This window comes from Proteiniphilum saccharofermentans (assembly GCF_900095135.1).
Taxonomy (GTDB): Bacteria; Bacteroidota; Bacteroidia; order Bacteroidales; family Dysgonomonadaceae; genus Proteiniphilum; species Proteiniphilum saccharofermentans.
In genome coordinates, this window is sequence record NZ_LT605205.1 from 3,980,447 (window position 1) to 4,002,303 (window position 21,857).

A 21,857-nucleotide genomic window follows, 5' to 3' on the forward strand; every position below is an offset into this window, starting at 1 on the left:
TTGACACGATTTTGCATTTCTTTGAAACAATAGTTCATTTTCTATAATTTAAACATATTCATCTTTGTGATGATGATGGCGCTGTTCAGCGTGTTATTCAATTAGCAATACTTTGAAAATATTTATTTTTTGAGTTCTATATACTTATATTTTAATTTGAAACATGAGTGCCTATGAGAAAACAAAAAAATGGAATAAGTGTGATTAGATAAGAGTTTACCCTATCACACTTTCAATGGACTCTTTTAAGAAAGAAATATTAATCAAATAAATTAAAAATTTAATTATGAGAGTATGAATAACATAAATCTACAAAATGATGATACAGTCATCACAGCATTCGCCAGTCGTTCGGGTAAAATTGTAAAAACAGCAGTAATCTTATTGTTTGTAGCTACATTTTATTCATTGGCAACATCGGGATATTCTGAAATGTTTCCAATAGCGGAAGAAAAAATAGAATTGTCAACGATCTCCAATGAATCACATAGCATTCAGCAACAACCCGAGTCGGTAATTGTATCAGGTACCGTGATAGATGAAAGAGGAGAACCATTACCCGGTGTATCTATTAGAGTTGGGGGTACTTCACAGGGAACCAGTACAGATATCGAGGGGAAATTTGAATTAAATACCCGTCAGGGAGCAACTTTAATTATCTCTTTCGTAGGATACAAAACGCAGGAATTACCAGTCGGAAACGTTCCAATCTTAAACCGAACGATCACATTGCAGGAGGATATAGGTGAACTTTCTGAAGTGGTGGTGGTAGGTTATACAACCCAGAGCAGACGTGATATCTCATCTTCTGTAGCAAAGGTGAATATGGATATTTTTGAAAGTAATCCGACCTCTTCACTTTTAAATCTACTTTCCGGACAAATACCGGGCATGCAATCTATCAGAAGAGGAGGCACTCCTGGTGCTTCTGGCGGGGGACTTGTTATCCGCGGCAATACCTCCCTTTCGGCAGATGATGGATTAGCCGGCATCAGTAATCCTTTATTTATAATGGATGGTGTTCCAATGTCTTTACAGGATATCGCCGGATTTGATGTATCTCAAAACGATTTTTTAGCAAGTCTTAATCCGGATGATATTGAATCTATTAGTATATTAAAAGATGCGGCCGCAACGGCTATTTATGGATCCCGCGGGGCCAATGGGGTTGTTATTATTACCAGCAAACGGGGCACTAGTGGAAGAGCTCGTCTGACCGGCAGTATTTCCACCGGTATTACTGCTACTCCTCAAAAAATGGGAGTATATATTGGAGAGGCGGAAAGACAAGCGAAGTTAGATCTATATCAAAAATCTCTTACTGCCCTATTTGGAGAACAGGCATGGGTAGACATACGCAATGGATTAGAGGTGATGGGGTATATGCTGCCTTCGGTATTGACGGACAAGTACAATCCCGCGTTTAACAACGCATATAATTATCAGGAAATGTTTTATCAACCGGGATTCTCACAAAATTATAATCTGAGTTTTGAAGGAGGAAAAGAAGGTAGCTCCTATCGTGTTGGGCTGGATCACTATGATGAAAAAGGTGTATTGGTGGGTTATGGCTTCTCCCGTTCAACTCTCAGCGCCAGTCTTGTGAATGATATCAATAAATACTTCCGTAATGATTTTATTGTGCGTTATAGCTTTCTGAACAGAAAAGGAGGTCTGAACAGTTATATGAGAGCTTTGCCTACAAGTCCCACCGAATTACCCTCATCACTATTTTATCGTACTCCTGATGAACTGGACCAACTTTCGGGACAACTGGGGAATGCATATAATAAAAACGTCACACATAGTTTATCATTCAGTGATGCCTTAAGAATTAATTTCACAGAAAATCTTTCATTGAATAATCAGGCATCTGTAGCATTAATGTTCGGCTCCAATAATTACTTCATTCCTTCCACAGCAAGGGCCGACGGTAAAACATATGGGCAATCCCAGTCAAGTATTAATTCAATAATCAATGCAAACTCTGTACTTAATTATACGAAAGATTTCGGAAATCACAGCGTCGTGGGTTTGTTAGGCGCCGAAGTGAACACAGATCAACAACAACAATCATGGATTTCGGCCGAAGATGGTACTTCCGACTATCTGAAAGTTATTCAAGGTTATCAGAAAGAAAATATCAATGGTTATTCTGATATTGTGACTACTAATATGCTTTCCTATTTTGCGTCGGCGGCATATGGCTTTAAAAGAAACAGATACAAAGTAGAGGGTGTTTTACGAAGAGATGCCTCATCCCGATTTGGAGCAAATAATAAATGGGCAACTTTCCCGTCCATCAAAGTCCATTGGATCTTTTCGGATGAACCGTGGATGGAAAATACCTCTGATTGGATAGATTTCGGGAAGATCCGTATATCATACGGCACTTCAGGGAGTATTGCCAGCGACCCATTATTACAATACAATTCACTCATTTCACTGAGCAACATTGGAGCCGGAATGAATGATATATATAGTAATAAGATGGATGTAAAAACATATGGTGGCTTATCGTTACTAATATCTGATTTCAACAAGGTGGCAAACAAAAATTTATCGTGGAGTAAATCGAATGAAATCAACTATGGATTAGACCTGGAACTATTTAACAGAAGGCTTTTTATTACGGGAGATATTTACTCCAGGTATATCTCCGGCCTGATTTATCGCTCATTCCTGCCCCCCTATGTCGGATTTAATTCTCTTGAATCAAATTTGGTGGATATGATGAGTAACGGTTTTGAATTAGGAATAACAGCACATCTGTTTCCTCACTCCGGTGATTTCCAATGGACCTGGACGGCAAATTTTGCAAATAACAAAACGATTGTGGCAAAACTGGGGAATGGCGGACGTGATTATATCAGCGGTGACTATGCTTTTGTAGTGGGCAGGCCGGCTTTTCAATATTATACATATGAATATATAGGGGCACTTGATTCATTTGATGATCTCCCGGTTAATCCGATGAATGGGGAAGCGCTTAGATACTACGCTGCAGATGCCGGATTGGCGTTAGGTCTTCAAGGGAGGATTTTTCCCGGTATGCCTTTATATACTGACGTGAATGGCGACTATTTAATCGATGGCGGAGATTATGGGAATGATAAAAAGATCATTGAAAATAAATCTCCTGAGCCCAAAATACAAGGAGGACTCAATACAACCATCAGGTATAAAAACTTCTCTTTAAGGGCACATTCTTCGTTTGCATTCGGACATTATATTTTTAATACTACCTTACAACAGCAGCTGACAAATTTTGATAGTCCGGAAAGGTTTTTCCAATTGGCTTTGTATAAGTTTGACGAGACAAAATTCTGGCAGAAACCCGGTGATGGTTCCTATTATCCGATGATGTACATAGGTTACTCAGACGGAGGATCAGCCCGCTCTTTCCGCAGATCTTCCATGTTTATAGAACAGGGTGATTATTGGAGTATTGATAATGTAACACTGTCATACAATTTACCGGATAAACTCATCTCCCAACTAAAACTCAACAGGGTAAATGTCTATATGACGGTAAATAATCCGTATATGTGGAAAAAATCTCAGGTTTTCGACCCGCGTATGGTATCGAAAACAGGTTATTACAATGGAAGCGGATATCCATTATCTCGTAATTATCTTTTCGGTTTACAGTTTCAATTCTAAAAACATAATCAAATGAAGAAAATATTAATTTTTACTCTATTATATCCCATACTCTTTGCTTGTCACGATTTTTTAGACGTAGAGCAAGTGGATTTAGTGTACAATGAAGTCTACTGGAAAACTCAAAGCGATGCTGAAAAAGGTGTTTTGGGGATATATGCTTTATATAGAGGATTAATGGTAAATCCGCAGAACTGGTATCAAAGAGGCGATGCGACTACCGGTTTTGTAAATAGAGGATGGAATGGCGGTTCACCGGATCAATTATATAAAGTGGGCGATTTTGAAAATATTACCGGGCCAAAATCATGGGGAGAATTAGAAGATTATGGGGATTGGTCTAAATTCTATAAAGTGGTAGCCCAGGCGAATCTGGTAATTAAGAAAGTGGAGGAAATGCCTGCGGAGAAATTTACAGGTAATAACAAAAACAAACTACTTGGGGAAGCATATTTTCTGAGGGCCCTTGTCTATTTCAATATTTTACGAATTTGGGGGAATGCTCCCTATATCAGTGAGTCTATTGAATCTTCGACGCAACTCATCAATAACGATTTGACACCTATACTCATTGGCAGGACAGATGACATAGAAATAGGGAAAAATGTACTTCAGGATGTGAATAATGCCATAAGTAAATTAGAATATGGGAATATGGCAAATGCGGAATGGGGAATCCGGGCTAACCTTGGATCTGCCGAAGCACTTGCCGGACATGTCAATATGTGGATGTATTTTCTGGCCAATAGAGACAATTTAGATAGCCAACAGTATTTGACGGATGCTATAACAGCGTTGGAATCTTTGAAGAGTAATGGCGGATACTCGCTCGTGGACTATAGTAGTCCGACTGTAATTGAGACGCTTTATGGCGGAAAGTCGAGCGAAGCCATATTTGAGCTGAATATCTCTTCCCAGGACAATGAATCTTATAGAGTAGATGTGGGTGGTATTATAAACCTGACCTGCAAGATTCCGCCTCTTGACGGTGATGTTACAAAAGACAGGGCATCCAGTATTAATTTCGTTCCAAGGGTCCAAAAAGAGTTGATATATCCGGAATATGATATCGCTACTGAAACAGGAGATATAAGAGCAAATCTTTTCTTCCAGGCATGGGAGTCACCGTACAATGAACCATTCAGTGATGTAAGCCCTGTGGCTACGGATAGAGAACTGGTTACATGGATGAAAAAATATGCGCTGATGAGTGTGGATCCTTTGCATTCATGGAACGAGTATATCCCTTATTTTGCAGAAGCAAATATTCCCATATTCAGATATACAGATCTTTATCTTCTCCTGGCGGAGGCATATTATAAGGATAATCAACAAGCTAAATCGATAGCTCTTGTGAATGACATAAGAGATCGGGCAAATTTACCCCCTTATTCCGGTGACAATTTGCTGGCGGAGATCCTCCAACAACGAATCAGTGAACTAATTGGAGAAGGGCAGATCTATTATGATATGGTAAGGAATAACAGCTTCCCTAATCCACAGGTGATGGATCCAGGCAGGTATCAGCAAGAGGGCTACTATTGGCCGGTATCCGGCTCTGTTCTCCTATCAAATAAAATGATCTCTCAGACTCCTTACTGGAACGGAAAAACGAGATGGTAGTAATTATCTGAAAAATTAATCGTATGAAACGAGCATGGGAATCATTACAACCAAGAACATGATTAAAAGCGAGTTCCATATGACACCATTGAAAATAAATATTTTAATCATATGAAAAAATATATTCACTTGATAATTGTCCTAATCGCCACAATAATATTATTCGGATGTAATAATGAGGACTACATCATTGGTGGCGAGGCAAATGAAACCAATAAACTGGACATGACAACATTTGATCTGTTGAGCCGGATGAAAGAGACTGAAGTTGTCGCTGAGCTTTTTGAGAGAGCAGGATTGAAAGAGGCAATTAATGGAGATATAACCGTTGTTGCACCCAATATATGGTCTGTGAATCGTTATCTTCGCCGGAGAAACAATCAGGCACTACGGACAAATCCCGAAGCGGAACCGATCACCATTGATGATATAACCAGTGAAGAATTAACAAAGATGGGAATGTATATATTGCCCGGGAAATGGTGGCGTGAAACGATTCCTGAAGATGGTAAAATCTTAACGGCATTGGATGGAACAGAAGTATATATATCCAGAGATAAAACCAATACCGACCCGGGAGCCGCATGGGATGGCTCAGGTGTGGCAGGTTGGGGTTATCAGTATTCTAACTTCATGCAGGAAGTTCCTTATATTATACACATCCATTTTAAAAGAGGTGCCAATTGGGAATGGACCGGTATTGAACGCTCAAGCTTATCGGAATACTTCGATAATCCGGAATGTGATCATGTGTATCGCATGTATGTCTCCGATATATTGACGCTGAATGGAGTAGTACATGTTTTATACCAGGGGGACTACAATTATTCCGACCATTATTATTATCATTCCCTATTCTTTTTTGGAACAAGAAGTGATGACTTATTGTAACTTTTAAAATTGAGATTATGAAAAAGCAAATTAAATTTCTTGGAGCACTAATTATTATGTCGACATTGTTTGTAGTGTCATGTTTTCAGGAACCGGATGGTATTGGCTACTTAAGCGATGATATATATCTGAAAGGGGCAGATACAATATATGTCTCAATTGGCGGAAAAGGAAATACCGATTATGCATGGACCGATAATTCATCAGAACCGCTAAATTTCGCCATCGAAAATATCAGAGATGCTTCCAATAACCGTTCAGCACAGTTTTTTGAAAAATATATCTATCGTACATGGATAAAACCTTATGATTTTTTGACTGATAAAACGGAAGAACAGGTCATGGCAAAACTGGAAGACAGGGAAGTTGAGCCTGTAATGATCAACCCGGTAAATGGCCAGTTACTATATACGGAGGTTACATCTAACCTATCAGGTCCGGGAGATGTATATCATGTAGACGTAAGAGTAACCAATTCAAAAGGATCAAAACTATATCCCGATTATGCTATTTTAAAACTCACTTCAGATGCAAGGGCGTTTACTGTGAATGAAGTGATTAACGGCATCTCTGTGGTAAGGGGTGGTGCTAATAATTTCGTGCTCTATGATCAGATAAACACTTCACAACCCGACTTTATCACACGAAGAAATAATATTTATGCTGATAATGGTGTAGAATTTGTCAGAATCCATAAAGTTTCCGATGAACCGAACATAGGTATCAGGGTAATATTTAAATTGCTTGATTCCAAGGGAGCGCTGTTTAATCCGGCTGAGTATGCAACCTATGCTGCCGGGACATACAGTTATATTGATCATTCGATCAACAGGCAAAATACGAGTGAAGGGATGATAGTGGAGTTTCCCACTACACCCTGGCCTACAAATGTGAATTTCATGTCATACCTAAGGGGACCTACTGCTACTGATTTTCATTCTTTCGATATTGATAAACTATATGAAGACTTTCTGGCAGGCAAGGTTCCAAGTTTGATTGCACCTGCTAACTGGCCCGAAAACAACTGGGCGGATGCATCGGCCTGGTTCGTAAGAATTCGTTCTATAATCACATTCTATGAAAGTGGTACCTGGGAGGTTAGTTGTCAAATACCATACACAGCCATTGATGGAAATTTCACTTATTAAAATAAGCTATTCGAATATTCATCGGTAAATATCAAAATAAAATAGTATGTATATAACAAATAAATCAATAGGGAGCTTATTCAACTATTTTTTAATCGGAGTTTTCCTTTCATCCTGTTTGTTTTCTTGTGGGAATAGTAGTAATACCCCTTCAGGTCAGCCGAAAGATGATTCTTCGGAAACTGATAGGGTCTCGGAGTTAGAATTAAATGTAACTGTTTTCGATACCACAGGTAAAGGAAAAGTAGAAGGCGCAACTATAGAAGTTTACAGTTCAGCGGAAGATCGAAATATCGGCAAGAATATAATATCATCAAAAAAAACAGATGCCAAAGGTATTGTCAGGTTTACAGGGAATGAACTCAATAAAAATAACCAGGTATTTGAAAAAATAAATGGGGTATATTATTTGAACATATTCAAACATAATCTGAGGCAGCAGGCAGAAACTGAATTTTTGGACTTCACGAAAGAAAAAAAAGTGGATCAGTCAATATATCTGGAAAATGCCAATGCAGAAACCATTACGGTAAAAGTTGCCGTAGTATATGAAAACCCTGTTTTATTACCCCAAAACAAACGTCTTCACGAACTCTTTATCACTCCCGGATACAGTTTTAAATGGAACGATCCGGCGGAACTTTCCAAGAATTATGAAAAGGCGCTGGAAGAAGTTTCAGGATATACTGTAGATTATCAAATAGTGAAGGAAATTGATGCTGAGCGACTATTTACCTATCTTAAAAATGATCCCCGGAAGAGGTTGTTATCAGTGGAAGAAGTGGTGAAATACCTGGGAGAGGAAAATTGGGATACCTTTAAAAAAACAGGGACTTCATATGATTATAATGCCATGGTCACCCATTATGGTTTTGACAAAATGCGGGACAAGGGTGAAATTCATGAAGTATGGGTCTGGACTTTTCCTTATGGTGGAATGTGGGAGTCACACATGATGGGCAAGGATGCTTTTTGGATTAATTCTCCGCCGAATGAAAATCCCTCATGTACGGAACTACTCAGTATTATGGGATTGAATTACGAACGGGATCTGGCTTGTGCACTGGAAAGTTATGGACATCGTTTTGAATCAACCATGATGCAGGTTTACGGATGGTGGGATTATGACAATAAAACCAGCCTGTCTCAACTTTCCACATGGGAAAAATATTCTGCCTATGGTTTGAGGTATGAGAAATTTGAGAAAGGTAAAGCCCAGGTTGGAAATGTGCATTTCCCACCTAACGGACAACAGGATTATGATTTTGGCAACGAAACACATATACTAAGCTATGTGGATGATTGGTTGAACTATCCTTATTTAAGAGGAAATGAGGCCAGAAGTGTGAATCGGACAGAATGGGGAAATCCTCAGGGTTCCTGGCAATTAGGATGGATGAAATATTATCTTTCCCATATGCCTCGTTACAAAGGCATTCATCCGAATGATGGGAAATTGAATAATTGGTGGCACTATGTGGTAGATTATAACGATGCCATCAAACAACAAACTCTTGATTAGTCTATGGAAAATTTTAAAAAACTGTTGGTCATTATTTTTCTCATAGTGTGTTCTATACACCCACTGTGCAGTCAATCTTTGGAGTCGATACGGTTCAATGAAGGAAGCCATTTGTCAATTCAATCCATTGAACCGGGCATTATCTTTCCTGAAGAGCTGCCACTGGCCACATACCAGATAGGAAAAACAGAATACTCAACAGTTACTTCCTCCGGGATTATGGATGTATCTTTTTTGATGCAAACATCCCAATTGGGGATCCAAGGGATGATCAGTTTTAAAAATATTTCTGCCGACACATTGATTTTACATAACGTTGTTCCGCTGGGAAGAAGTGAAAAAAACGTATATATTACCGGAAAAGGTTCGCATGGCCTTTCCCGTACGTATTTGTTCCGACCGGATCATGAACCGCTCAATGTTATTCTGCCCGACAATGCATGGGAATTGGGATTTACCTGTGCGGAAACAGGGGGAGAAGATCATATTGCTGCATTGGTACGACGTGAAAATAAGAGTCTGAAAAATGGAAATCTAAGACGTTTTGAAACCATCTTATATCCTGATGGCATTATTGAGTACAATTTCTGGCTGGATAAATATAAAGGTGATTGGCAAAATGGCCTGAAGTTAATGTTTCAGGATAGATTGCTGTACGATGTTCCGGTAGGTACATTCGATAATTCACTGATCGAAAGGGATGACTTGAAATGGATCCGGGACTGCTTCGCGGTCAATCTCATGATGACCTGGGATAAACGATTCTTTGATTATGAAGACAATTCGTTTCATGTACAGCAGTATCTTGAAAAAATGAAAAGCCTGATGGGTGGCTATGATGTGTATGGCATCTGGCCCACATGGCCCGCATTAGGGATGGACCAGCGGAATCAATGGGATATGTTCCGGGATTTACCGGGTGGATACACGAAATTAAGGGAGATCTCGGATCTATGCCACAAGATGGGAACTTACTTCTTCTTATGTTACAATCCGTGGGACGAAAGTACCCGTTCGGATGAGGGTCATTTCGACGGGATGACCAATATTACCGGAATTGCGGATATTGACGGATTCGTGCTTGATACCAAAGGTGGGTCAAGTGTCGAATTGCAGAATGCGGTGGATGCCGCCCGTAAAGGAGTTGTAATGTACAGTGAGGGAATGGCGGTACCTCGTGATATGCAGGGAATTGCCTCCGGCAGAGTGCATAATGCCCTTTATTATCCGCCGGTACTGAATTTAAATAAATTCATAAAGCCTGATTTTGCCATTTTCAGAGTAGCCGAGGAAGCACGCGAACCAATAAAAAGGGAGTTCAATCTTTCATTTTTCAACGGATATGGCACGGAGATAAACAGTTTTCCTCCCGGAAGATTTGAATGGTCTGATCAACAAATGCAATATTGGGGTAAACTGCTTATGATCCAAAGGGAAAACAGTACAAATTTTTTCCAATACGATTTTATACCGCTCATTCCCACATCGGTTGATAGTATCTATGTGAATAGATGGGCAACAGAAACAAAGACGATCTATACAATTTTAAACCTGCGCCCGGCCGGATATGATGGAAATTTATTTCAGGTGGAGAATGAGGATGCCTGTCATTTTGTTGACCTGTGTAAACATGAAGAAGCGATTGTCAATAAGATTGGGGACAAAGACTATATACAAATAAAAATAGATGCATTTAACTGTTTTAACCTGGGTACAAACAATGAAAGCTCGGTATCAGCAATCGCCCGGTTCCCCAAATTATTGTCCGTTGTATTGAGTGGAGATAAACTTTCTTTCTCATCCCAAAAGGGTGATAAAATCAGAATCTGGTCAGGAGAGCCGGGTTATGAAAATATTCCTGCTGAATATGACACGAAGCTACACACGATTCGATTGCAGGATGTATTTCCGGATAAGGAAGGAAAGTTTGTCATTCAGGCGTTTGAGGGAAAAGAATTAATCGATGAGAGGGTAATTCACATCACACCCGGCACAGCACGTTTGATATCGGAAACTAAAATCACAGAGAAAGTGGAAACAGCGCCTATAGGTATGGTCACTATACCTGCCGGAATTTTTAAATGCGATAGTTACAGAGTAGGTGACTCTTTCATTCCTTATCCGGATAACCTGACATCCAGGGGTGAGGAAATATCCATGAAAAAATTTTTTATGGATCAATATCCGGTTACCAATACGCAATATAAAGAGTTTTTAGAAGCAACGAACTATCAACCAAAAGACACGACAAATTTCCTTAAACACTGGATAAATAAACAAATCCCCAAAGGACAGGAAAACTATCCGGTAATTTATGTGACACTTGAAGATGCAAAAGCGTATGCCACGTGGGCGGGAAAACGTATTCCATCCGAAATAGAGTGGCAGTATGCCGCCCAGACAGGAAATGGGAATGAATGGCCCTGGATACAGGAAACACCTGTGGAAAGAGAAGAAGAGTTCATCACGAATACTCTTTCCGTATGGAAAATAAAAGGGATAGATTCAACCCGGTGCAATTTGGGAGACGGTTCGCTTTATCCGGTCGGGAAATATGAAAAAGGAAAGAATCCTTATGGATTATATGATTTGGTAGGTTGTGTATGGCAGTTGACAAATGATGTTTATGATAATACTACTTACAGGTATATAATGATAAAAGGCGGAAGTTATTTTTCACCAAAATCAAGTTTCTGGTATGTACAGGGAGGCCCCCGTGAATTGAATTTCAGACAATATCTGCTTCGGGTTTCTCCGTCGTTCGAAAGAAAGGCAACAGTCGGATTCCGTTGTGTAAAAGATGCACGGTAAAAAATATTTTCGATTATAAAATTATAAATAGGTATATGTTATGAAGAAAACAAGTCTGATTATTCTATTATTATTTTTAGTATCTAACATGAATATCGAAGCACAGCAGAGGCAGTTGTCAACTGACTTCTATTTAAATAATCGTTCTCCATTAATTACAAAACCATATATGGAACTCCCTTTGGGCGCTGTACAGCCAAAAGGATGGTTGAAGGATCAGATGGTGAGAATGAAAAACGGTATGACCGGTCATCTCGACTCTCTCTACCCCGAGGTGATGGGACCCCGAAACGGTTGGCTCGGTGGAGACGGAGATGTGTGGGAAAGAGGTCCCTACTGGATAGACGGCCTTCTTCCACTGGCATATATATTGGATGATGAAACATTAAAAGCCAAAGTGCAGCCCTGGGTGGAGTGGACCCTCCAGAGCCAACAGCAGAACGGTTATTTTGGCCCATCAATGGATAGGGAGCCGGAGGCAGGACTACAAAGGACAAATGCTCATGACTGGTGGCCGAAGATGGTCGTTTTAAAATTTATGAAGCAGTATTATGAGGCAACGTACGATGAGCGCGTGATTCCATTTATGTTAAACTATTTTAGGTATCAGTTGAAAGAGTTACCTTTAAAGCCTCTGAACCACTGGACCCGTTGGGGTCAGCAACGGGGAGGAGACAACCTGATGATAGTTTACTGGCTTTATAATATTACCGGAGAAAAGTTCTTACTGAAACTGGGAGACCTGATTACAGAGCAAACTATAGATTGGACGAATGCCTTTCTGGAAGGTGATATGCTGAATACGCTGTTCAGTGTTCATTGCGTCAATTTGGCACAAGGTATGAAACAGCCAGTGATTCGTTATCAGGCAAGCAAAGATCAGAAACATATCTATGCCGTTCACAGAGGAATGAAAGATCTTAAACGTGCCCATGGATGGCCCAACGGCCTTTATGGTGCCGATGAGTTACTGCACACCGGAAACCCTACACAAGGCTCCGAGCTCTGTACTGCTGTTGAACTGATGTTCTCCCTTGAAAAAATGATTGAGATCACAGGAAGTGTTGAATGGGCGGACTGGCTGGAGAAAATTACTTTTAATGCTTTACCAACGCAAATTACTGATGATTTCGATGCACGCCAATACTATCAGCAACTGAACCAGGTTGAAGTATCACGTCATCCGAGAAATTTCGTAACATGCTACCATGGCACCGATCAACTATTCGGCCTGTTGACCGGATATCCCTGTTGTACTTCGAATTTGCATCAGGGATGGCCAAAATTCACGAAACACTTGTGGTATGCATCCGAAGATAAGGGACTGGCTGCTCTCTTTTATTCCCCATGCACGATTACCGCTAAAGTTGGGACAGGTACTACGGTTAAAATCGAAGAGATCACGAACTATCCGTTTGAAGAATCTGTTCGTTTTACCATTGATATAATCGATCAACCTGTCGAAACGGTTATGTTCCCTCTCCACCTCAGAATCCCGGAATGGTGTAACGAGGCTACGATAAAAATCAATAATAAAATATGGAAAAATACCGGTGGCGGGATAATTGAAAAGGTTCATCGTGAATGGAAATCGGGGGACGTGGTTGAGCTGCTGTTACCGATGGAAGTAAAAGTTTCCCGCTGGCATGAGGCATCGGCGGCAATAGAGAGAGGTCCCCTTCTGTACGCCTTGCGGATGGAAGAAAATTGGATCAAGGTAGAGGATGATCGCCAATTCGGAACCCGTTACGGGGAGTGGTACTATGAAGTGCATAGCGATTCGCCGTGGAACTATTGCCTGAAGGAGGAATCCATAAGACCTGAAAATATTGAAACCGATTTTCAGGTAATTGTGAATGAAGTGAAAGGATATCCATGGAATGTGGAAAACGCTCCTGTTGAAATAAAAACCAAAGGAAAACGAATGATTGACTGGCAGCTATACAACCGTTCCGCCGGACCTCTTCCATTCAGTGTACAATATCAGGCGGAGACAATGCCCGAGGAAGAGATCATCTTGATACCCTACGGATGTACAACGTTGAGAATAGCGGAGTTCCCCGTTACAAGACAGTGATTTAAACAGAGGTTAAATGATATAACATAAACAGCACAGCAATGAACAAATATTTTTTATTGTTCCTCTCAGTTACTTTGATCGTTTCTTGTTCATCGATACACAAGAATGATAAAGGGATTTCTACTTCGAAAGTGATCGGCCAAATCGACTTTTCGAATGTACAACTCACGGATAATTTTTGGTCACCCCGCCTGAGAAATCATGCCAGCACAACATTACCCGTGTGTATTGACCAGATAGAGAACAAGACAGGCAGGATCCGTAACTTTGAAAACGCAGCAAAAGGAACCGGCGAACATTCAGGGATCTTTTATGATGACTCCGATGTGTATAAAGCACTGGAAGGCATGGCATATAGCCTGATCAACAATCCGGATCCTGAACTGGAAAAAAAATGTGATGACTGGATCGCAAAAATTGCGGCATCCCAGCAACCGGATGGCTATATCAACACGTTCTACACCTTAACCGGCATAGATAATCGTTGGACGAATATGGACAAACATGAGATGTACTGCGCCGGACATATGATCGAAGCAGCTATTGCATATTATAAGGCAACCGGAAAGAGAACGCTTCTCGATGTCTCCATTCATATGGCCAATCACATGATGGATTTATTCGGCCCCGGTAAGCGTCATTGGGTTCCGGGACACGAAGAAATAGAACTGGCGCTGGTAAAGTTATATGAAGTAACCGGGGAAGGAAAATATCTCGACTTCGCCTACTGGCTTCTCGAAGAGAGAGGGCACGGACATGGAAGTAAGGGATCGGAAGGAACATGGAACCCGCTTTATTACCAGGATGTGGTGCCGGTAAGAGATCTGGAAGAAATAACCGGTCACGCTGTCCGTGCCATGTATCTTTTCTGCGGAATGGCCGATGTTGCCGCTCTGAAGGGAGATGACGGATATATTGAAGCGCTGAACCGTTTATGGGATGATGTCGTGCTTCGAAAAATGTATATTACCGGTGGTATAGGATCATCACGACAGAACGAAGGTTTTACAGAACCTTATGATCTACCGAATTACGAAGCATATTGTGAAACATGTGCTTCGGTGGGAATGGTGTTTTGGAATTCCCGTATGCATCAGTTAACCGGTGATGCAAAATATATTGACGTGATGGAGCGTTCTATGTACAACGGCGCACTTGCCGGTATATCTTTGAACGGCGATCGCTTTTTTTACGTGAATCCACTGGCATCCCACGGTAATCATCATCGTAGGGAATGGTACGGAACAGCCTGTTGTCCCAGCCAGATCTCACGGTTCTTGCCATCCATCGGGAATTACATTTATGGGGTATCGGATAAGGCAATATGGGTCAATCTGTTTATAGGCAATAAAACCGAGATCAACACAGGAAAAGAGAAATTCACTATACGTCAGGAAACCGATTATCCATGGAACGGAACAGTTAAATTTAGCATAGAATCTCTTAACAAAACAATGAAAAAAGAATTTCGTTTACGTATTCCCGGTTGGTGCGATAAATTTACGGTTACCATAAACGGTGAAACCATAGAAAATATACCTCTGGAAAAAGGATTTGCCGTAATAGACAGAAAATGGAAGAATTCCGACAAATTAGTTTTAACGATGGATATGCCGGTAGAAGTAATCACCGCTGATCCGCGCGTTAAGGAAAATACCGGTAAACGAGCCATTCAACGAGGTCCTTTGGTCTATTGCATGGAAGAAACGGATAATCCTTCTTTCGACAGCCTGTTTTTATCTCCGGATATGGAATTTACCCCTAACTTTAATGAATCCCTTCCGCAAGGAGTGGTTACCATAAGTGCAGGAAAGGGCAATGACAGCATTCTGTTCGTTCCTTATTATGCATGGGATAACAGGGAGGCAGGACAAATGAAGGTATGGGTTAATTACAAAAAATAATCTAAAGCAGATAAAGGTAACCTGTTATCTATATCACCTGTTTATACCGGTTTTATCCGTAAGGGACAGAAGGCCCCCCTGGATGAAGCCGGTAATAACAGGTGTACACCCTGTTATTAAAAGAAAGTACAATACAAGAAAATAGAAACCTGATCTATACCGGATCCACAGTATTGCTCTTCTTATGCTTGGTTAAATTCTCAATGGTGCGTTGCTGTGAATCGATAATATTGATTAATTGCCGGTTGATATCAGTTTCATAATGAGCCTCCGGTTCTGTGATCACTTGATTGCTTTTATCATGTCCCTTCCTCATTTCCCCTCTGCCGGTGATCAACCAATCCGGATTTAACCAATCAATTGATTGGATGATTTTTAATAACATCTCATATCCGGGATAGCTTCTTCTATTTACAACAATATTCCTGACAGTTTGATCTTTTGATCCGATTTTTTTCGCAAATTGTGCAGGTACCCCATTACACTCAATTTCAATAATTTGAGCAATTCTGTCAAAAATAGTTTCATTTTCCATAGAAAAAGCAATCATTTTATTTGTCTATATCAATAATATTATTGATATTTGCAAAACGAAATAAATTATTACAAAGTAAACGTTTTTATTTCACTTTTGAAATAGCAGGAAAACGCTATTTCCTTAACTAATACATAAAAAATGGAAAGAAATTCGTTTCAGAAAGGCCTCGGGCAAGTACGGGTAAAAGATTTGGCTGAAGTTAAGGCTAAATTAATGCAGGCGCTTGGTATTCGCACACCGCAGGGACTCGGGTATCGTATCCGGGGCGTGTATTCCCTGAAGGTACACGAAAAGGAGCTAATAGAATCTATCTTCGCTGAATATGGAATTAAGGATATTTGGGGTTCGTAGAGCATGTCTTGCAAGTATTAGAAAACCACACGCTTCAATCCGCCATTCAGATAAACAGAAGAAAATACATATATCGCTCCTTTAAAGGAACAGAATCATTATAACTTCCATACACTGATAAAAAATCAATAAAGTATGGATGGGAAAGGTAAACTAATCGCATGAAAAAGAAGAATCAAGCCAGTGAAAAGTGGCTCGAGATTATTATTTATATCCTTTTAGCTATAATACTGATTGGACTGTTCGCCTGTCTGATTATCTTAACCCCCTGATTTTATAATCTGTTACCTTCAGACGGGCACAAAAAAAATCATTGATACGACTTAAAAAGATTTTTCAGATTTAATTCAGAAATTATGCCGTTCTTTGCTTCCAAGTTCCAAGTCTTGCATCTTGGCTCTTGGTTCTTGACTCTAAATATAAATGTTCATATGAAGATATTGATAGTGGAAGATGAACCCTCCTTGCAGGAGTTGATCAGGCGAACCCTGGAAAGAGAAAGGTATGTGGTGGAATGTGCTTCAACCTATCAATCGGCCCTTCGGAAGATTGAAGATTACGAATACGATTGTATCCTGTTGGATATTATGCTTCCCGATGGTAACGGGTTATTGATACTGGAAGCTTTAAAGAAAATGCAAAAACCGGACAGTGTGATCATTATCTCGGCTAATGACGCACTGGAAGATAAAATTGGAGGGCTGGAACTGGGCGCGGATGACTATCTGGCTAAACCCTTTCATCTGGCCGAACTGATTGCCCGGATCAGGAGTGTTATACGACGGAAACAACAGGACGGCAACATGGCCATTGAGACAGGCAATGTGAAAATTTATCCTGATGGATTCAAGGTTACTGTTGGAGACAAGGATATAGACCTTAACCGCAAGGAATACGACATACTTTTCTATTTTGCAAATCGCAGCAACCGGCTGATCAATAAACACACACTCGCAGAAGCGGTGTGGGGCGACCATATCGATCAAGTCGATAATTTCGACTTCATTTATGCGCAGATCAAAAACCTGAGGAAGAAACTGAAAGAATCCGGGGCAAGCATAGAAATAAAAGCCGTATACGGTATCGGCTATAAACTAATTATTGAATAATCGCTAATGAAACTGATCTACCATATCATCATCCGTTTGAGCATTGTACTCAGTATTGTCCTGGCTATATGGGCTGTCTTCTTTTATATGAGGATGATCGATGAAATAAACGATGAAACCGACGACTCACTGGAAGATTACTCCGAACAGATCATCATGCGTCAGCTTGCAGGAGAAGAAATGCCTTCTGAAAGTAACAACTCAAATAACCAATATTACCTGAAAGAAATAACAGCCGTGGAGGCACAAAGCAAACCCCATATTCATTATATCGATTCCATGATATATATACCACTCAAAAGGGAAACAGAGCCGGCTCGTATACTCACTACCGTTTACAGGGATGAAAACGGAAAATACTACGAATTAGTTGTCGCTATCCCCACCATTGAAAAAAAAGATCTCAAGGAGGCTATCCTTTACTGGATGATCTTTCTGTATTTCGGACTTTTATTTTGCATCCTCCTGATCAATGTCTGGATATACCACCAGAGTAACCGCCCCCTGCATAAATTACTTGCATGGCTCAACAGATACAAGATAGGAAAAGAAAACACTCCTTTAAACAATGATACGGGCATCACCGAATTCAAGAGACTGAACGAGGCAGTCGTCAAAAGTATGCAACGCAGTGAGGAAGTTTTCGAGGAACAAAAATTATTCATCGGGAACGCCTCCCATGAAATACAAACTCCCCTGGCCGTATGCCGCAACCGACTGGAAAACCTGATGGAAGACGAATCCCTCACCGAAACCCAACTGGAAGAGTTGTCGAAAACACTCCAGACCCTTGAACAGATCACCCGGTTAAATAAAACACTACTATTGCTCTCCAAAATAGAAAACAGGCAGTTTCCCGGCACACATCATATTGAGTTAAATTCCATCATAAAAAAGAATATCAACGACTATCAGGAAGTGTATGCCCATATGAATGTAGAAGTTGAAATCAGGGAATCCGGTATATTTAAAGTAATAATGAATGAAACGTTGGCTGATATACTGGTCAACAACATTATCAAAAATGCTTTTGTCCACAACATCGCAAATGGAAAGATCGTTATCGAAATCTCTCCGTCGAAACTTGTTATCAAAAACAGCGGACAGGAATTCGCCCTTGACTCCCAACTTATTTTCAAGAGGTTCCACCAGGGGAATAAAAAACCTGAATCCTCAGGGCTGGGCCTGGCTTTGATCAAATCGATATGCGATTTGGAAAAGCTACATATAAGCTATGCTTTTGAGAATAATTTTCATCGTTTTGAAATCTCCCGGTAAAAAATTTCATTTTCTTTTCAGAATCGTGTTATAGCTTTGCCATGTACAAACTGAACATAAAAAGAAATCACAAATGAAAAAATTAATTCTTTTATTTTTCTGCGTGGCCGCCGTCCACGTAACAGCCAAAGCCGGCAACGACAGACCTATCAGTTTTGATCAACTGCCGGCCCAGTCTCAACAGATGATCAAGAAATATTTCCCCAACCAGTCCGTTGCATTGGTTAAAATGGAGCGTGAATTTTCGGGAAAAAGCTATGAAGTCATTTTCACCAATGGAAACAAAGCGGAATTTGACAGAAAAGGGATCTGGAAAGAGATTGATTGCAAGTACACGGAACTTCCTTCGGAAGTAGTGCCTCCGCAAATCGCTAATTATGTGAGGACGAATTATCCCGACTTAAAAATAACCAAAATAGAGAAAAAGAGTCGAAACCGGCATGAGATCGAATTATTGAATGGCATGGAACTGGAATTCGACGCTAACTTTAATGTAATTGATATTGATGATTAAAAAATTCGGATCTCGGATTTGGGAGATTATCCCGCTTCTTAACTTCTCCACTTCTTAACTTCTGATTTCTTAGTACTAATTTCTGACTCAAACAAATTAAAAACGTATGAAACAAAAAGCTATCTTAATAATATTGGCTCTGGCTGTAATAACACTGCCATTTTTGAGCTGTGATGACGACAAATTATCGGATGCTGCCGCCAGCGATATCAGGGCATTTATCGAAAACAAATATCCGGGTGCACAGGTCGTGGAGATTGACCGGGCAAGGAACACCATCGAGGTGGATATAATCCATGACACTTTAAGCAAAGATGTTGTCTTCGACCTGAATAATAACTGGCTGCACACATCATGGGATGTCAGGGTTTCCGAATTACCACAGGCGATAAGTAACATAGTAAATGATCCCGCATACAGTGGATACCATATCGATGATGCCGACTTTGTAGAAACGCCTCGGGGCAATTACTACCTGCTGGAACTTGAAAAGGGTAACTCCGAAATAAAAGTAAAAATCGATGAAACCGGAAAAGTATTAAATTAAAGCCAAAACCCCTTCAACCGGGGTTCAAACGCTACTTCGGTTAAATAGAGATGCCGGCTTTCCATTACCTCCAAAGGGTTACGGAAAGTCGGCACCGGTTTTTTCTCTGCTATTTACCCTAACGTGTATTTACCCTACTGCACAATTAGGCTGTGTCACTATCTGAAAGAAATCATTTCCCTTGTCATCCACCAGGATAAATGCCGGAAAATCTTCCACTTCAATCTTCCATATCGCTTCCATCCCCAATTCGGGATACTCCACACATTCAAGGCTCTTGATGCTATCCTGCGCCAGGATGGCTGCCGGCCCGCCAATGCTGCCTAAATAGAAACCTCCATGCTTTTTACAGGCATCCGTAACCTGCTGACTGCGGTTCCCTTTTGCCAGCATGATCATGCTGCCGCCGTGCGACTGGAACAGATCCACGTATGAGTCCATGCGCCCTGCCGTGGTGGGTCCCATCGATCCGGAAGCATAACCCTCCGGAGTCTTGGCCGGGCCCGCATAGTAAATAGGATGATCCTTGATATACTGTGGGAGCCCTTCCCCGCGATCGATGCGTTCTTTAAGCTTGGCATGGGCTATGTCCCTACCGACAATGATCGTACCATTCAGCGAAAGGCGGGTGGAGACCGGATATTTGGAAAGCTCCGCGAGGATTTCACCCATAGGCCTGTTGAGGTCGATATTCACTCCCCCTCCTTCACCCGCTTCACGGTATTCTTCAGGAATAAGACGGGTGGGATTATCCTCCAGTTTTTCGATCCAGATACCTTCACGGTTGATTTTTGCCTTGATGTTGCGGTCGGCCGAACAGGATACTCCCATCCCTACGGGACAGGAAGCGCCATGGCGCGGCAGGCGGATAACCCGCACGTCATGGGCGAAATATTTCCCTCCAAACTGTGCACCAAGTCCCAACTCTACGGAAGCTTTCTTCAGCCTGTTCTCCAGTTCAATGTCCCGGAAGGCCTGTCCCAGCTCATTCCCTTCCGTGGGCAGGTTATCATAGTATTTGGCGGAGGCAAGCTTCACCGTCTTCAGATTCGCTTCGGCCGAGGTGCCACCAATCACGAACGCCAGGTGATAGGGAGGGCAGGCAGCAGTTCCCAGTGACTTCATTTTTGCGATCAGGAACTCTTCCAGTTTACCGGGAGTAAGCAGCGCTTTGGTCTCCTGATAGAGATAGGTTTTATTGGCCGAACCGCCTCCTTTGGCAATGCAGAGGAACTTGTACTCGTCTCCCTCCGTTGCATAGAGGTCGATTTGCGCGGGCAGGTTCGTGCCCGTGTTCACTTCATCATACATGTTCAATGCCGCATTCTGGGAATAACGCAGGTTCTCGTTCACGAAAGTATTGTACACTCCCCGTGAAAGGGCCTCCTCATCGTTCCCGTCGGTCCATACCTGCTGTCCCTTTTTCCCCATGATAATCGCCGTACCCGTATCCTGACAGAAAGGAAGAATCCCTTTCGCCGATATTTCGGCATTACGCAGAAAGGTGAGTGCCACGAACTTATCATTGTCACTTGCTTCAGGGTCGGCGAGAATGCCAGCCACTTGCTCCTGGTGGTCGGGGCGCAGCAGGAATTCCACATCACGGAAAGCAGTCTCCGCCAATAGGGTTAATCCCTCTTTCGAGACCTTCAGGATTTCTTTCCCTTCAAAGGATGCCACTGATACATGCTCCTTTGTGAGCAGATAATAGGATGTCTGGTCTTTCGACATCGGAAAAGGCTCCTGATAAATAAATGGTTTTGTTGCCATAAATATGATTTTGTTCAATAAGTCCGGGTTATTTTGCATTAGCAGGCAAAAATACAAAGAAAAAACGGCATCGGAAAACGACGCCGTTCAAAAATACTTGTTATTAAG

At 41.2% G+C, this 21,857-nt stretch carries 15 protein-coding genes; 13 read left to right on the forward strand and 2 right to left on the reverse strand.

Going from position 1 to position 21,857, the window contains the following annotated elements:
* The first annotated feature begins 294 nt into the window (after window positions 1–294).
* The 8 genes from PSM36_RS15475 (at window position 295) to PSM36_RS15510 (ending at window position 15,642) form a co-directional block, all read left to right on the forward strand.
* Window positions 295–3,663 carry a SusC/RagA family TonB-linked outer membrane protein gene (locus PSM36_RS15475; RefSeq protein WP_076931675.1) on the forward strand — a complete coding sequence of 1,123 codons (3,369 nt, stop codon included), beginning with the start codon at window positions 295–297 and terminating at the stop codon, window positions 3,661–3,663.
* A 12-nt stretch (window positions 3,664–3,675) separates the two neighbouring features.
* The gene (locus tag PSM36_RS15480; RefSeq protein ID WP_076931676.1) at window positions 3,676–5,286 is read left to right on the forward strand and encodes a RagB/SusD family nutrient uptake outer membrane protein; all 1,611 of its coding nucleotides are present in this window, start codon (window positions 3,676–3,678) and stop codon (window positions 5,284–5,286) included.
* 111 nt (window positions 5,287–5,397) lie between these two features.
* Window positions 5,398–6,177 (forward strand): hypothetical protein, encoded by a 780-nt coding sequence (locus PSM36_RS15485; RefSeq protein WP_076931677.1) that lies wholly within the window; start codon window positions 5,398–5,400, stop codon window positions 6,175–6,177.
* Window positions 6,178–6,194: 17 nt separating this feature from the next.
* On the forward strand, window positions 6,195–7,325 hold the full coding sequence (locus PSM36_RS15490; RefSeq protein ID WP_083711094.1) for a DUF5007 domain-containing protein: 1,131 nt from the start codon (window positions 6,195–6,197) through the stop codon (window positions 7,323–7,325).
* A gap of 46 nt (window positions 7,326–7,371) precedes the next feature.
* The gene (locus PSM36_RS15495; RefSeq protein ID WP_076931679.1) at window positions 7,372–8,847 is read left to right on the forward strand and encodes a hypothetical protein; all 1,476 of its coding nucleotides are present in this window, start codon (window positions 7,372–7,374) and stop codon (window positions 8,845–8,847) included.
* 3 nt (window positions 8,848–8,850) lie between these two features.
* Window positions 8,851–11,658: a formylglycine-generating enzyme family protein gene (locus PSM36_RS15500; protein ID WP_076931680.1), complete on the forward strand. Its 2,808-nt coding sequence runs from the start codon at window positions 8,851–8,853 to the stop codon at window positions 11,656–11,658.
* Between the two features lie 40 nt (window positions 11,659–11,698).
* On the forward strand, window positions 11,699–13,735 hold the full coding sequence (locus PSM36_RS15505) for a beta-L-arabinofuranosidase domain-containing protein (protein WP_076931681.1): 2,037 nt from the start codon (window positions 11,699–11,701) through the stop codon (window positions 13,733–13,735).
* A gap of 41 nt (window positions 13,736–13,776) precedes the next feature.
* Window positions 13,777–15,642: a glycoside hydrolase family 127 protein gene (locus PSM36_RS15510; RefSeq protein ID WP_076931682.1), complete on the forward strand. Its 1,866-nt coding sequence runs from the start codon at window positions 13,777–13,779 to the stop codon at window positions 15,640–15,642.
* A 154-nt stretch (window positions 15,643–15,796) separates the two neighbouring features.
* Here PSM36_RS15510 and PSM36_RS15515 read toward each other — a convergent pair whose 3' ends face one another.
* Window positions 15,797–16,177, reverse strand: coding sequence for a hypothetical protein (locus tag PSM36_RS15515; protein WP_154671047.1), 381 nt, complete (start codon window positions 16,175–16,177; stop codon window positions 15,797–15,799).
* Between the two features lie 141 nt (window positions 16,178–16,318).
* Here PSM36_RS15515 and PSM36_RS15520 point away from each other — a divergent pair, with 141 nt between their 5' ends.
* From PSM36_RS15520 to PSM36_RS15540, 5 genes are all read left to right on the forward strand, one after another.
* The gene (locus PSM36_RS15520) at window positions 16,319–16,531 is read left to right on the forward strand and encodes a hypothetical protein (RefSeq protein WP_076931684.1); all 213 of its coding nucleotides are present in this window, start codon (window positions 16,319–16,321) and stop codon (window positions 16,529–16,531) included.
* A 431-nt stretch (window positions 16,532–16,962) separates the two neighbouring features.
* Entirely contained in the window at window positions 16,963–17,640 is a 678-nt protein-coding gene (locus tag PSM36_RS15525) for a response regulator transcription factor (protein ID WP_076932322.1), read from the forward strand.
* Window positions 17,641–17,646: 6 nt separating this feature from the next.
* Window positions 17,647–18,918, forward strand: coding sequence for a sensor histidine kinase (locus tag PSM36_RS15530; protein ID WP_076931685.1), 1,272 nt, complete (start codon window positions 17,647–17,649; stop codon window positions 18,916–18,918).
* A gap of 73 nt (window positions 18,919–18,991) precedes the next feature.
* Window positions 18,992–19,432 (forward strand): PepSY-like domain-containing protein, encoded by a 441-nt coding sequence (locus PSM36_RS15535; RefSeq protein ID WP_076931686.1) that lies wholly within the window; start codon window positions 18,992–18,994, stop codon window positions 19,430–19,432.
* Between the two features lie 106 nt (window positions 19,433–19,538).
* Window positions 19,539–19,979, forward strand: a complete 441-nt coding sequence (locus PSM36_RS15540; RefSeq protein WP_076931687.1) for a PepSY-like domain-containing protein — start codon at window positions 19,539–19,541, stop codon at window positions 19,977–19,979.
* 129 nt (window positions 19,980–20,108) lie between these two features.
* On the opposite strand, the gene PSM36_RS15545 is transcribed toward PSM36_RS15540, so the two are convergent.
* Window positions 20,109–21,749, reverse strand: coding sequence for a fumarate hydratase (locus tag PSM36_RS15545; RefSeq protein WP_076931688.1), 1,641 nt, complete (start codon window positions 21,747–21,749; stop codon window positions 20,109–20,111).
* Between the last annotated feature and the right edge of the window lie 108 nt (window positions 21,750–21,857).

Coding starts and splice junctions, on each gene's coding strand:
- PSM36_RS15475 (WP_076931675.1), top strand. CDS start 295: ATGAATAACATAAATCTACAAAATGATGATACAGTCATCACAGCATTC.
- PSM36_RS15480 (WP_076931676.1), top strand. CDS start 3,676: ATGAAGAAAATATTAATTTTTACTCTATTATATCCCATACTCTTTGCT.
- PSM36_RS15485 (WP_076931677.1), top strand. CDS start 5,398: ATGAAAAAATATATTCACTTGATAATTGTCCTAATCGCCACAATAATA.
- PSM36_RS15490 (WP_083711094.1), top strand. CDS start 6,195: ATGAAAAAGCAAATTAAATTTCTTGGAGCACTAATTATTATGTCGACA.
- PSM36_RS15495 (WP_076931679.1), top strand. CDS start 7,372: ATGTATATAACAAATAAATCAATAGGGAGCTTATTCAACTATTTTTTA.
- PSM36_RS15500 (WP_076931680.1), top strand. CDS start 8,851: ATGGAAAATTTTAAAAAACTGTTGGTCATTATTTTTCTCATAGTGTGT.
- PSM36_RS15505 (WP_076931681.1), top strand. CDS start 11,699: ATGAAGAAAACAAGTCTGATTATTCTATTATTATTTTTAGTATCTAAC.
- PSM36_RS15510 (WP_076931682.1), top strand. CDS start 13,777: ATGAACAAATATTTTTTATTGTTCCTCTCAGTTACTTTGATCGTTTCT.
- PSM36_RS15515 (WP_154671047.1), bottom strand. CDS start 16,177: ATGGAAAATGAAACTATTTTTGACAGAATTGCTCAAATTATTGAAATT.
- PSM36_RS15520 (WP_076931684.1), top strand. CDS start 16,319: ATGGAAAGAAATTCGTTTCAGAAAGGCCTCGGGCAAGTACGGGTAAAA.
- PSM36_RS15525 (WP_076932322.1), top strand. CDS start 16,963: ATGAAGATATTGATAGTGGAAGATGAACCCTCCTTGCAGGAGTTGATC.
- PSM36_RS15530 (WP_076931685.1), top strand. CDS start 17,647: ATGAAACTGATCTACCATATCATCATCCGTTTGAGCATTGTACTCAGT.
- PSM36_RS15535 (WP_076931686.1), top strand. CDS start 18,992: ATGAAAAAATTAATTCTTTTATTTTTCTGCGTGGCCGCCGTCCACGTA.
- PSM36_RS15540 (WP_076931687.1), top strand. CDS start 19,539: ATGAAACAAAAAGCTATCTTAATAATATTGGCTCTGGCTGTAATAACA.
- PSM36_RS15545 (WP_076931688.1), bottom strand. CDS start 21,749: ATGGCAACAAAACCATTTATTTATCAGGAGCCTTTTCCGATGTCGAAA.